The sequence below is a fragment of the Bacillus sp. Brlt_9 genome, assembly GCF_051948935.1.
GTDB lineage: Bacteria > Bacillota > Bacilli > Bacillales > Bacillaceae_G > Bacillus_A.
In genome coordinates, this window is record NZ_JAYJLO010000002.1 from 21,940 (window position 1) to 35,146 (window position 13,207).

Below are 13,207 nucleotides of genomic sequence, written 5' to 3' on the forward strand. Positions count from 1 at the left end.
ATTTCTCAGAAATGCTAAACGTTGACAGGCCTTTCGTTTGAGGTGTATCTTAAAATCAAGCGTAATTATGACTATTTTTCGCCCATAGGGGGGAGACAATTGTGATTCAAACGAAACAAATAGGCTTGCAAGAAGTTCTTGCTGCAGCTATTAAGCGTGCAACTGATGAAAAAATATTGGTGAGCTTCGTGAAACAAATAGACTGGATGGATCCGCTTCTGTTTTATGCAGCAGGTAAAAGGATTGCATTCGAAAATAGATGTTATTTTGCAGACCCAGCTCAGCATGTAATATTTGCTGGAATTGGCTCTGTTTTCACTATAGCAACTGCTTCTCACAAACGCTTTCAAACTGCTCGTGACGAGTGGGATAAAGTAAAAGAGGAAGCATTTGTACAAAGAGAAAGATACGAATTTGGAACAGGTCCTCTTTTATTTGGTGGATTTTCATTTGACCAACAAAAAGAGAAAACAGATTTATGGAAAGAATTTGATGATACGACATTTTCACTACCGGCATTTTTATTAACTGTAAAAAATGAAAAAGCATGGTTAACAATGAATACATTCGTTTCAGCAACAGATTGTGCAGAAACTCTTTATAACGAAATTGTTTCTTTAGAAGAGAAAATTTTTGAGGAGAGCAAATGTGCACTAGAAGGATCGAAATTAACAGTTACTTCTAAAGTAGAAGTGGATCCGAAAGGCTGGATGAAGGCCATTGAGAAAGTGCAAGATGAGATGAAGCAGGGGAACGTGCAGAAGGTTGTATTAGCGAGGGAACTAAAAGTAGAGATGGATCATCATATTGATTCTGCGCTTGTTTTAGAAGCACTTCGCATTGGGCAACCAGATTGTTACGTATTTTCTTTTGATTATAAAGGAGCATGCTTCTTAGGAGCGACGCCAGAGAGATTAATTCGCAAAGAAGATGAGAAGTTTACTTCGATGTGTCTTGCTGGTTCAACTGGTCATGGTCAATCTATAGAAGAAAGTAAGCGAAATAGTAATGCGCTTCTTCATGATGAAAAGAATTTAGCTGAACACGGTTATGTTGTGAACATGATTAGATCGGTATTAAATGAGCACTGCGAATCTGTTAATATTCCGGAAAGTCCGGGCTTATTAACAACGAAAAATTTAATTCATTTATATACGCCTGTAGAGGCAAAAGGCGATGCGAGTCTTTTAACAATGGTAGAAGAATTACATCCAACACCAGCTCTTGGCGGGACACCTCGTTTGGAAGCGATGAAACTGATTCGTGATGTTGAATTGTTAGACAGAGGATTATATGGTGCACCGATTGGCTGGATAGATGATGAAGGAAATGGTGAATTTGCGGTTGCACTTCGCTGCGGATTATTAAATGGCGAGAAAGCATCCTTATTTGCCGGTTGCGGGATTGTAATTGATTCAGTACCACAACTTGAATATGAAGAAACAAGTTTGAAGTTTAGACCGATGCTTGGTGCTTTGGAGGAATTAATGAAATGAACAATCATATAGAAGCATTATCATATTATTTAGGCGCGTTCGTGGATGAACTGACGCGTCTAAATGTATGTGATGTTGTCATTAGTCCAGGCTCACGGTCAACGCCGATTGCTTTACTAATGGAACAACATGAAGGAATGAACACATATTTACATGTAGATGAAAGATCAGCAGGATTTTTTGCGCTCGGTATCGCAAAAGCGAAAAAACGTCCTGTTGCCTTATTATGTACGTCAGGAACGGCAGCAGCGAACTACTATCCAGCTGTATGTGAAGCTTTTCATTCACGCGTGCCGCTTATCGTATTAACGGCAGATAGACCGCATGAATTAAGAGATGTCGGTGCACCACAAGCGATGAATCAAATTAATTTATACGGTACATTTGTGAAGCAATTTACAGAGATGGCACTTCCAGAAGCGAGTGAAGCGATGTATCATTACGCTCGCATGACGACGCAGCGCACGATAGCAAATGCTTGTTTAGCGCCGCAAGGACCTGTTCATCTTAATTTTCCAGTTCGTGAACCGCTTATCCCAGACTTTTCGTTAGAAAGTTTATGGGATAAAGGACGCGGGGAATATACAGGAGTAGTTCAGCAAGGGAACGCGGTGATGCCGAGTGAATATGTAGATTCTCTTGTAGGGCGCCTTTCACATATGGAAAAGGGGCTTATTATTTGTGGAGATGATAGTCATCCAGAAATCGCAGCGTTTGCAACGCAACTAGCTGAAAAAACGGGATATCCAATATTAGCAGATCCACTTTCTAACATTCGTAGCGGACATCACGATAAAACGATGGTAATCGACTGTTACGACACATTTTTACGAAATGAACTGTTAAAGGAAACGTGGAAGCCAGAAGTTATGATTCGCTTTGGTGGTATGCCTGTTTCGAAAGCATTAACACAGTTCATTAAAAAACAAACGAAAGCCGTTCATATCGTTGTTGATGAATCTGGACAATGGAGAGATCCAGCTCTCGTTGCGACAGAAGTTGTACAGGCAAGTGATATTGCATTTTGCAATGCATTAATAGAAAAAATGCCAGTTATGAAAAAGAATGATTGGTCCCAAATGTGGCAACATATAAACGAAAAAACGAAGGAAACGCTTCGTGAAATGGAAACATATGAAACTGCATTTGAAGGGAAAGTTATTACGGATATTGTCCGGGTATTACCAGAAGGGGCAACGTTATTTGCGAGTAATAGTATGCCAATTCGTGATACAGATTCATTCTTCTTCACATCGGACAAACATATTCAAGTGATGGCAAACCGCGGTGTAAATGGGATTGATGGCATAATTTCGACAGCTTTAGGAGCAAGTATTATTTGCGATCCGCTCGTATTAGTTATTGGTGATTTATCATTTTATCACGATTTAAACGGGTTATTAGCTGCAAAATTACATGAATTAAATATAACGATTGTCGTTGTAAATAATGACGGTGGCGGTATTTTCTCATTCTTACCACAATATGAGAAAAAGGAACATTTCGAATCATTATTTGGAACGCCAATTGGTCTTGATTATGAGCATGTTGTCAAAATGTACGGCGGTTCATTTAGCCGTGTAAATGGTTGGGAGCAATTCCGAGAAGAGGTACAAAAAGGAACAAGGGCGGAAGGTTTACACGTTGTAGAAATTTGTACGAACCGTGATGAAAACTTAACGTTGCACCGTAAATTATGGGCAAAGACGCAGGACGTGATTACTACATCGTTGCAAGGTGAAGCAAAATGAACGTAACACTGCAAGGTGTATCGTATGAATATGAAGTAGTTGGAAGCGGAGAACCACTTCTACTTCTTCATGGTTTTATGGGAAGTATGGAAACGTGGCGTTCTTTCGTTCCTTCTTGGAGCGAGCAATTTCAAGTCATTTTAGTAGACATTGTTGGGCACGGAAAAACGGAAAGTCCTGAAGATGTGAATCATTATGATATTCGAAATGTAGCAGTGCAAATGAAACAACTACTAGATTACCTTCATATTGATAAAACGCATATACTCGGCTATTCAATGGGTGGTAGACTGGCGATTACGATGGCTTGCTTATATCCAAAATATGTACATTCTCTTATATTAGAAAATTGTACAGCTGGTCTTGAAAGCGAAGAGGAGCGAGAAGAACGCCGTGAAAAAGATGAGCGACTTGCCGATAAAATCGAGCGAGAAGGCATCGAAAGCTTTGTAACAATGTGGGAAAATATTCCGCTGTTTGAAACGCAAAAACGTTTAGCACAAAATGTACAAGAAGCAGTGCGAAAAGAACGACTTGCTAACGATCCAAAAGGACTTGCAAATAGCTTGCGCGGCATGGGAACAGGGGCTCAGCCTTCATGGTGGAATGAGCTTGAAAGTTTCAAAATGCCCGTTCTTTTATTGAATGGGGAGCATGATGAAAAGTTCTTTCGCATATTAAAAAACATCGAAAAATGCGTCTCTGATGCGAAAGTTGTCAAAATTGATGGTGCTGGCCATGCAATTCATGTGGAACAACCGGAAAAGTTTGATACAATAGTAAAGGGATTTCTAAAAACTATGCAGTGATGCTTTTTTCATCTAAGAAGGAAGACGCACTTATAGAGGAGATCAGAAATATACAAGGAGGTAGTTGTAATGGCTATTGAATGGGTAAAAGAAGGCAATTACGAAGATATTATTTATTCAACATACAATGGTATCGCAAAGATTTCGATTAACCGCCCTGAAGTACATAACGCATTCCGTCCTAAAACGGTAATGGAGTTAATCGATGCATTTGCACACGCTCGTGATGATGCAAATGTTGGCGTTATCATTTTAACAGGTGAAGGTGGACGTGCATTCTGTTCTGGCGGCGACCAAAAAGTTCGCGGTCATGGTGGATATGTAGGTGACGACCAAATCCCACGTCTAAACGTATTAGACTTACAACGTCTAATTCGCGCAATTCCTAAACCAGTTATCGCAATGGTAGCAGGTTATGCAATTGGTGGAGGACACGTACTTCATATCGTATGTGACTTAACAATCGCTGCAGACAACGCTGTATTCGGACAAACAGGTCCTAAAGTAGGAAGCTTTGACGGTGGATACGGAGCTGGTTACTTAGCTCGTATGGTAGGCCACAAGAAAGCTCGCGAAATTTGGTACCTATGCCGTCAATACAACGCACAAGAAGCGCTTGATATGGGCTTAGTAAATACAGTAGTACCATTAGAAGAGCTTGAAGCAGAAACAGTACAATGGGCACAAGAAATTTTAGCAAACAGCCCAATGGCACTTCGTTTCCTAAAAGCTGCATTCAACGCAGACACAGACGGTCTAGCTGGTATTCAACAACTAGCTGGAGATGCGACGTTATTGTACTACACAACTGACGAAGCAAAAGAAGGTCGTGACGCGTTCAAAGAAAAACGCAGTCCGGACTTCGGTCAATTCCCTCGTTTCCCGTGATCAAACCAAAAGCGGAAGCGGCTTGCTTAGAACAAGAGGGCGTTGGAACTCCTGACGTAGAGGCGCTTTTTGCCTCGTAGGAAGGCGTGAAACGACCGACTGTTCTAGCCGCTGTAGCTGGATGAAACCAAAAGCGAAAGCAGCTCGTTCAGAATGTGAGGGGGATGGAGCTTCTGACGTAGAGGCGCTTTTTGCCTCGTAGGAAGAAGTGAAGCCACCGAAAATTCTAGCTGCTGTAGCTGGACGTGACCAAAAGCGGAAGCGGCTCGTTTAGAGTGTGAGATGGAAACAAAACAACTAAGAGACTTGATGTCATATCAAGTCTCTTTCTTTCATGAAAGGAGAATGGATGATGGAGACGATGCCAAATTGGTTAAAGCAACGTGCATTTTTAACACCAGATCGCACTGCAATTGAAATAGAGGAAGAGAAAGTTACTTTCGTGCAGCTGCATGAAAAAGTAGTATCTGTTTGTGAACACCTCACGCATGTAGGAGTGAAGCGTGGGCAAAAGGTGGCTGTTCTGATGAAAAATGGTATGGAGATGATTACAGTAATTCACGCCCTATCTTACGTAGGGGCAGTAGCTGTACTTTTAAATACGCGTCTTTCAAGAGAAGAGCTACTTTGGCAAATGGGTGATGCTGAAGTTATTTGTTTAGTAACGGATCAAGATTTTGAGGCTAAAAATGTTCCTGTCTATTCGTTCGCCGAAGTGATGAATGGTCCGAAGGCGGAAGCATCTATACAAGAAGAGTTCTCTTTAGAAGAAGCGATGACAATTATTTATACGTCAGGGACGACAGGGAAACCGAAAGGCGTTATTTTAACGTATGGTAATCATTGGGCAAGTGCAGTTGGTTCTTCGCTTAACTTAGGATTTCGTGATGATGATTGCTGGTTAGCTTGTATGCCAATGTTCCACGTTGGCGGATTATCTCTTTTAATGAAAAATATTATGTATGGTATGCGCATTTTACTCGTTCCGAAATATGATGCTGATTTTATTCATAAAGCACTTCAGACGAGAGGTGTTACGATTATTTCTGTCGTTTCTAAAATGTTAACTGATTTATTAGAGAGACTTGGAGAAGAGACATATCCATCTTCTTTACGATGCATGTTACTTGGCGGAGGACCAGCGCCAAAACCGTTACTCGAAACATGTGTAGATAAAGGAATTCCTGTGTATCAAACGTACGGTATGACAGAAACGTCGTCGCAAATTTGTACGTTATCCGCAGATTACATGTTAACGAAAGTAGGATCAGCCGGGAAACCACTATTTCAGTGCCGACTTCGTATTGAAAAAGATGGCGTAGTAGTACCGCCGTTAGTAGAAGGCGAGATCGTAGTAAAAGGACCGAACGTAACAGATGGTTATTTTAACCGTGAAGACGCGACGCGCAAAACAATTCAAAACGGATGGCTTCATACTGGTGACCTCGGTTATTTAGACGAAGAAGGATTTTTATACGTATTAGATCGACGCAGTGATTTAATCATTTCTGGCGGAGAGAACATATATCCGGCTCAAATTGAAGAAGTGTTGCTTTCTCATCCGATGGTAGCGGAAGCTGGTGTTGTCGGCATGACTGATGATAAATGGGGCGAAGTACCCGCTGCTTTTGTTGTAAAAAGTGGTGAAGTAACAGAAGAAGAAATTCTTCATTTTTGCGCGGAGAAATTAGCGAAATATAAAGTGCCGAAAAAAGCGTGTTTCTTAGAGGAATTACCACGAAACGCTTCGAAAAAATTGTTAAGACGAGAGCTAAGACAATTAGTGGAGGAGATGTAGGTGGAGATAAAAAAAGCGAAACTTTATATAACGGAAATGCCACTTGTAATCCCGTTTGCTGCAAGCTACGGAACTTATGAGAAGCGTGAGAGTATCGTCATTGAATTAGAAGATACGGACGGATACATTGGATTTGGCGAAGTCGTTGCGTTCTCTGAACCGTGGTATACGGAAGAAACAGTGAAGACAGCGCTACATGTACTTCAAGATTTTTTATTACCTGATTTATTAAAGGCGGAGATTTCTCATCCGAATGAAGTACCTGTTTTGTTCCAACATATAAAGAGAAACAGAATGGCAAAGGCGGGAATAGAAGGTGCTGTTTGGGATTTATATGCGAAGCGTGAACAGAAATCGCTAGCAACGTTACTTGGCGGGACTAGACCTGAAATTGAGGTCGGTGTTGTAATTGGTATCAATACAATTCCGTTTATGTTAAAACAAATCGAGAAGTACGCAGAAGAAGGATACGAGCGCTTTAAAGTGAAAATAAAGCCAGAGCATGATTACGAATTATTGAAAGAGATTCGTAAAGAGTTCCCAGGTATACCGTTAATGGCTGATGCAAACTCAGCGTATACGTTAGCGGATACAGAGAAATTGAAACGATTAGATGAATTTCAATTGATGATGATTGAACAACCACTAGCGGACTACGATTTTCTTGATCATGCACAGCTGCAAAAGAAAATTGAAACGCCCATTTGTTTAGATGAAAGCATCCATAGTTTAGAAGACGCGCGCGTTGCGATTACGCTTGGCAGTTGCCGCATCGTTAACATTAAACCAGGGCGAGTGGGCGGATTAACGGAGTCGATTCAAATCCATGATTATTGTATGGAGCACACCATACCCGTTTGGTGCGGCGGTATGGTGGAGATGGGGATTTCACGAGCACAAAATGTTGCGCTTGCTTCATTGCCGAACTTTACAATTCCAGGCGATATATCTGCTTCTAGTAGGCACTGGGAGAGGGATATTATTTCGCCGGAAGTGGCGCTTGAGGGCGGAAAAGTGATTGTACCGCAAAGTGTTGATGCTGAGTATGAGGTAGATCGCGGAAGACTGGCGGAAATCACGAAGCAGCGGATTGTTTTGGAGCGGTAAGTTGAGTTTTTCAAATAGCGGGCGGATTTTGTCGTTAATTGTCGGTAAGTCGATATATTTCAATAATCGCTGATATAATTCGAGTTACGGTCGATATAATTGAAAAATCGCTGATATAATTCAAGTTGTGATCGATATATTTCGAAAATCGCTGATATAAATTTCATTTACTTAGGTTACTCCCGCGAGTAACCTTTTCGTATTGTACAAATTGGATAGACTAGTTTACAATCGAGCGTATATAAGGGGGAGTAAAATGAAGCGCATTTCAATTTTAATAGCGGATGATGAGGCAGAAATTGCTGATTTAATTGAGATACATTTAGAAAAAGAAGGGTACCACGTCGTGAAGGCAGCGAACGGGGAAGAGGCAATTCATGTTATTGAAACGCAGCCAATCGACTTAGTGGTTTTAGATATTATGATGCCGAAAATGGATGGTTATGAAGTGACGCGCCAAATTCGCGCGAAGCATCATATGCCAATCATTTTCTTAAGCGCAAAAACGTCTGATTTTGATAAGGTGACAGGTCTTGTATTAGGTGCAGATGATTATATGACCAAGCCGTTCACACCGATTGAATTAGTTGCGCGAGTAAATGCACAATTACGCCGATTTCTTACGTTAAATCAGCCGAAAGTAGCGGAGAGTAAATCTGCTTTAGAGGTAGGCGGAGTCGTTATTGATCCTGAGCGAAGAACAGTAAATGTGTATGGAGAACAAGTTGAATTAACACCGAAAGAGTTTGATATTTTATATTTATTAGCGAGTCACCCGAAGAAAGTGTACAATGTAGAAAATATTTTTCAGCAAGTATGGGCAGATGATTATTTTGAAGGCGGAAATACAGTTATGGTACATATTCGTACATTGCGGAAAAAACTTGGGGAAGATAAAAGAAAGAATAAGTTAATAAAAACAGTGTGGGGAGTAGGTTATACTTTCAATGGCTAAACAAATGAGAAGTTTTCGCTCGAAGATGGTTATGCTATTTGCGTTAAGTATGATATTAGCTGCTGGCGTAACGTATTTAATGTATAAAGGGTTAAAGCTATATTATAAATTGGCAGTTCGTTATGAAGACCCTTTAGCTCAAGTGCGTTTCTTTATAAGGCAGATTGGTGATATTGAATTCTTTATCATTATCTTTATATTTATTCCTCTATCCATTATGTTTTTCTTCTTTCTTACAAAACCGTATTTAAAATATTTTAATGAGATTTCAAGCGGGATTCATCATCTTGCGAACGGAGATTTTACAAAACAAGTTCAAGTCTCATCAAATGATGAGTTTGGATATATCGCACGTGAAATCAATGTAGCGAGTGAAAAATTAAAGGAAGCGGTTGAACGAGGAGACTTTGCGGAAAGTAGTAAAGACCAGCTCATTGTTAACTTAGCTCATGATTTAAGAACGCCGTTAACATCTGTTTTAGGTTATTTAGATTTAATTCTTAAAGATGAGAATTTGACGAAAGAACAAATTAAACATTTTTCCACAATTGCTTTTACGAAATCCGAAAGGCTGGAAAGTTTAATTGATGAATTATTTGAAATCACAAGAATGAATTATGGGATGTTGCAGCTAGAAAAAAGACCAATTGATATAGGTGAATTGCTTATTCAGTTGGATGAAGAATTATATCCGATATTAGAAAAAAAGGGTTTAGAAGCGAGATTGCATATCACGCCGCATTTACCTATTAACGGTGACGGGAAATTATTAGCGAGGGTATTTGAAAATCTTTTAACGAATGCGATTCGTTACGGATATGATGGAAAGTTTGTTGATGTGAACGGATATATTGAGGATGAAGAGGTAATCGTACAAATTATTAATTACGGAGATAGTATTCCAGAAGAGGATTTACCGTATCTTTTTGATATGTTTTATACAGGTGATAAGGCAAGATCAGAGCAGCAAGGTGGGACAGGCCTTGGGCTATTTATTGCGAAAAATATTGTTGAACAGCATGATGGGACGATTTCTGCTGAAAGTAATGTGATTAGAACGATATTTGAAGTAAGGTTGCCAAAAGAAGAGAGCGAAGCAATTTAATAAAAATTTAAACTTTACCCCACTTTTTATTTTAATAGTTTTTTCTATTCTATACGTAAGTTACGTTAAGGAGGAACTAGAAATGAAAAAGTGGGTATTTATTTCTTTTTTTATTGCATGCACAATCTGTGTAGGCGTTTATATATCACCGTTATTTCAAAAAGAAATTGATGTGAAAATCGGTGGGGAAAATAGTGCAGTAAAGAATGCAAATATGGAAAAGGTAGAGGTTACAAAAGAACAAATTTATAAAGGGGATCTATTATTAGTTAACAAAGATTACCCAGTAAAAAAAGATAGTATTAGGTCTGACATTATAAATGTAAATCACAGTAGTGAATTAGTAAGAGGTTACGTAATATTTGATAGAAATCTTCGTTTATCAAAGGATGTTGTAAAAAAGTTTTTGAACGTTGTCGATGCGGCTGGAAAAGATGGCGTACAACATTTCTTAATGAATAGCGGGTATAGAGATTTTAAAGAGCAAAGTAAATTATATAAAGACATGGGATCTGATTATGCACTTCCAGCAGGATACAGTGAGCATAATTTAGGGTTATCACTGGACGTTGGATCAACGCAAAAGAAAATGGAGAAAGCGCCTGAAGGAAAATGGATTGAAGAGAACGTATGGAAGCACGGATTTGTGTTACGCTACCCGAAAAATAAAAGTAACATTACAGGCATTCAATATGAGCCGTGGCACATCCGTTATGTAGGTCTACCTCATAGCGCAATTATGCAAAAAAAGAAAATTACATTAGAAGAATACTTACACTTCTTAAAAGAGAAAAAAGAAATCACAACCGATGTGGAAGGTAAGAAATATACGGTTTCTTATTATAAAGTGTCTGGGAACAGGACAGTGAATGTTCCGGCGAATAAGCAGTATGAAATTTCGGGGAATAATATGGACGGGGTTATTGTGACGGTTCAGGAATAGAAAAAGAGGTTGTTCCGTTTGGAGCAGCATCTTTTTATTTACTTCTAAACATTATAACGTTATATTTACTTCTCCCTTTTTTTGTGTTACGCTAAACGTGTGAAAGAGATATAAAATGAAACTTTAATGTAAGCGTATTCTTATGGCTTCTTATAGAAAAGGGTGGAAGTACAATGACAGAACGATTCGTACTACGTAATGTGAAACGTGTGAACGGGGAAGAGATTGACATTGTAATTGAAAATAATAAAATCGCACAGGTGGCAAAAGCTGGTGCTGGTGAGGGTGGAAAGGTTCTTGATTACTCAGGTACTTACGTATCGAGTGGCTGGATTGATTTACACGTTCATGCTTTTCCAGAGTTTGATCCGTATGGCGATGAGGTGGATGAAATTGGCGTTAAGCAAGGGGTAACGACAATTGTTGATGCAGGTAGCTGCGGAGCTGATCGCATTGCAGATTTAGTAAAAAGTAGAGAGCAGGCGAAAACGAATTTATTTGCCTTTTTAAATATTTCTCGCATCGGTTTGAAACGAATTGATGAACTATCCAATATGGAATGGATAGATAAAGAGAAAGTAATAGAAGCAGTAGAAAAGTATAAAGATGTAATCGTCGGGTTAAAGGCGAGAATGAGTAAAAGTGTCGTTTGTGATAGTGGAATTGAACCGCTGCATGTAGCGCGCTCTTTATCCCGTGAAACATCATTACCGATTATGGTACATATCGGTTCAGCACCTCCTCGCATTGAGGAAGTTGTACCTCTTTTAGAAAAAGATGATGTTATTACACATTATTTAAACGGGAAAGAAAATAATTTATTTGATGAAGAAGGCAAACCGCTACCTGTGTTACTAGATGCAGTGAATCACGGCGTACATTTAGATGTTGGTCACGGTAATGCTAGTTTTTCTTTTAAAGTAGCAGAGGCGGCGAAGCGTCACGGTATTGCCTTTCATACAATTAGTACAGATATTTACCGAAAGAATCGTATACACGGTCCAGTATATAGTATGGCTCACGTTCTTTCGAAATTCCTTTACTTAGGGTATCCGCTAGAAGAAGTAATTAATGCGGTTACGAAAAATGCGGCAGAGTGGCTGAAGAAACCAGAGCTTGGCCGTATTCAAGAAGGCGATATTGCAAACTTGACTTTATTTACGGTGAAAGATGAGAAGGTTACGTTAATTGATTCAGAAGGGGATCAGCGCATTGCTGAAAGAAGAATTGATACGAAAGGGGTTGTAATCAATGGGTCATTCATTGAATGCTAAGTACGGATTAAAAAGAGTGATTAATGCGAGCGGTAGAATGAGTATTTTAGGTGTATCCGCTCCTACAGATACAGTTATGGATGCGATGAAACATGGCGGACAAAATTATGTGGAAATTGCTGATTTAGTAGATAAAGCAGGAGACCATATTGCGAGAATTCTAGATTCAGAGGCAGCGGTCGTTGTGAATTCAGCATCGAGCGGAATTGCACTTTCTATCGCTGGTATCGTTACAGAAGGAAATCGACGTAAAAGTGAAAGACTTCATCAAGAGGTCATCGCGAAAAATGAAGTGATCATGTTAAAAGGTCATAACGTTCAGTACGGTGCTCCTGTTGAAACGATGATTTACTTAGGCGGAGGAAAACTTGTAGAAGTTGGTTATGCAAATGAAGGAAAAGCAGAGCATATTGAAGATGCGATTGGTGAAAATACAGCAGCGATTCTGTATGTGAAATCCCATCATGCCGTGCAAAAAAATATGATTTCTGTTGAAGAAGCATGGGAAGTCGCGCAGCGAAATAATGTACCACTTATCGTCGATGCGGCAGCTGAAGAAGATATTCAAAAATATGTGAAGTATTCAGATCTTGCGATTTATAGCGGTTCAAAGGCAATTGAAGGACCTACTTCTGGTATTGTCGGCGGGAAACGAAAATACATCGAGTGGCTGAAAGTACAATTACATTGCATCGGAAGAAGTATGAAAGTTGGGAAAGAGACGACTTTCGGCTTACTTCAAGCGCTTGATGAGTACGGAGTAAAAGAAGATAAGAGCGAGCAAGAAAAAGAGTTGTTACAAGTACTTATGCCACTAAAAGAATTAAACGGTGTAAATGTAACAATCGTTCAAGATGAAGCGGGAAGAGCAATCTTTAGAGCACGTATTCATATTAACGAAAAAGAGTTAAATAAATCAGCAAAAGACGTTGTAAATGCATTACGCGAAGGGGAAATCGCAATTTACACACGTGATTACGGCGTAAGACAAGGATTCTTTGATATTGATCCACGTCCACTTCAAGGTGATGACATACATGTAATTGAAGAAAAAATGAGAGAAATTGTAGGGGGAAACTAA

At 39.5% G+C, this 13,207-nt stretch carries 11 protein-coding genes; all 11 read left to right on the forward strand.

The features are described from left to right. Positions 1 to 101 precede the first annotated feature (101 nt). The 11 genes from VF726_RS06270 to VF726_RS06320 all read left to right on the forward strand — a co-directional run bounded on the left by VF726_RS06270 (position 102) and on the right by VF726_RS06320 (position 13,207). Positions 102 to 1,496, forward strand: a complete 1,395-nt coding sequence (locus tag VF726_RS06270; RefSeq protein ID WP_440166757.1) for an isochorismate synthase — start codon at positions 102 to 104, stop codon at positions 1,494 to 1,496. Further along, positions 1,493 to 3,247 carry a 2-succinyl-5-enolpyruvyl-6-hydroxy-3-cyclohexene-1-carboxylic-acid synthase gene (gene menD, locus VF726_RS06275; RefSeq protein ID WP_440166759.1) on the forward strand — a complete coding sequence of 585 codons (1,755 nt, stop codon included), beginning with the start codon at positions 1,493 to 1,495 and terminating at the stop codon, positions 3,245 to 3,247. Before VF726_RS06270 ends, menD begins: the two co-directional genes overlap by 4 nt. After that, positions 3,244 to 4,056, forward strand: coding sequence for a 2-succinyl-6-hydroxy-2,4-cyclohexadiene-1-carboxylate synthase (gene menH / locus VF726_RS06280; protein ID WP_440166761.1), 813 nt, complete (start codon positions 3,244 to 3,246; stop codon positions 4,054 to 4,056). Before menD ends, menH begins: the two co-directional genes overlap by 4 nt. A gap of 69 nt (positions 4,057 to 4,125) precedes the next feature. Beyond that, positions 4,126 to 4,944 (forward strand): 1,4-dihydroxy-2-naphthoyl-CoA synthase, encoded by an 819-nt coding sequence (menB, locus tag VF726_RS06285; protein ID WP_000963873.1) that lies wholly within the window; start codon positions 4,126 to 4,128, stop codon positions 4,942 to 4,944. Between the two features lie 352 nt (positions 4,945 to 5,296). After that, positions 5,297 to 6,742 (forward strand): o-succinylbenzoate--CoA ligase, encoded by a 1,446-nt coding sequence (locus VF726_RS06290; protein WP_440166763.1) that lies wholly within the window; start codon positions 5,297 to 5,299, stop codon positions 6,740 to 6,742. Then, entirely contained in the window at positions 6,743 to 7,849 is a 1,107-nt protein-coding gene (gene menC, locus VF726_RS06295; RefSeq protein ID WP_440166765.1) for an o-succinylbenzoate synthase, read from the forward strand. It abuts the gene before it with no gap. Positions 7,850 to 8,105: 256 nt separating this feature from the next. After that, positions 8,106 to 8,804, forward strand: a complete 699-nt coding sequence (locus tag VF726_RS06300) for a response regulator transcription factor (protein WP_440166767.1) — start codon at positions 8,106 to 8,108, stop codon at positions 8,802 to 8,804. Continuing rightward, the gene (locus VF726_RS06305) at positions 8,797 to 9,909 is read left to right on the forward strand and encodes an ATP-binding protein (protein ID WP_440166769.1); all 1,113 of its coding nucleotides are present in this window, start codon (positions 8,797 to 8,799) and stop codon (positions 9,907 to 9,909) included. The genes VF726_RS06300 and VF726_RS06305 overlap by 8 nt, the downstream gene beginning before the upstream one ends. A gap of 82 nt (positions 9,910 to 9,991) precedes the next feature. Then, positions 9,992 to 10,852 carry a M15 family metallopeptidase gene (locus tag VF726_RS06310; protein ID WP_440166771.1) on the forward strand — a complete coding sequence of 287 codons (861 nt, stop codon included), beginning with the start codon at positions 9,992 to 9,994 and terminating at the stop codon, positions 10,850 to 10,852. Positions 10,853 to 11,025: 173 nt separating this feature from the next. Next, the gene (locus tag VF726_RS06315) at positions 11,026 to 12,126 is read left to right on the forward strand and encodes an amidohydrolase/deacetylase family metallohydrolase (RefSeq protein WP_440166773.1); all 1,101 of its coding nucleotides are present in this window, start codon (positions 11,026 to 11,028) and stop codon (positions 12,124 to 12,126) included. Continuing rightward, positions 12,104 to 13,207, forward strand: a complete 1,104-nt coding sequence (locus tag VF726_RS06320) for a DgaE family pyridoxal phosphate-dependent ammonia lyase (RefSeq protein ID WP_440166775.1) — start codon at positions 12,104 to 12,106, stop codon at positions 13,205 to 13,207. Before VF726_RS06315 ends, VF726_RS06320 begins: the two co-directional genes overlap by 23 nt.